Below are 254 nucleotides of genomic sequence, written 5' to 3' on the forward strand. Positions count from 1 at the left end.
ATGCCCTCAATCAAGCTGGCCCAGTTGTCGAGGCGGTACCTCTCGTTCGCCGAACGAGAAGAAGTCGCGATTCTCCACGCTCAGCGCCTCGGAGTTCGTGCGATTGCGCGTCGGCTTCAGCGTTCTGTGGTGTAGCCCCCTGAAGAGTCGGACAGGCTCGTTCAGCTAGAAAGCGAGTCTGACGATGGAGAAGAAAATCCAAGAGGGAGCCGAGGAGAGCAGGCGTCGTCGCCGGTACTCGGCGGAGGAGAAGC

At 60.2% G+C, this 254-nt stretch carries 1 pseudogene; it reads left to right on the plus strand.

Annotated elements, in window-relative coordinates:
- Positions 1-126: pseudogene (locus tag D7X74_RS42540) on the plus strand (helix-turn-helix domain-containing protein); the annotation flags it as partial.
- Positions 127-254: the final 128 nt, after the last annotated feature.

The sequence above is a fragment of the Corallococcus sp. CA047B genome (assembly GCF_003612065.1).
Lineage (GTDB): Bacteria > Myxococcota > Myxococcia > Myxococcales > Myxococcaceae > Corallococcus > Corallococcus praedator.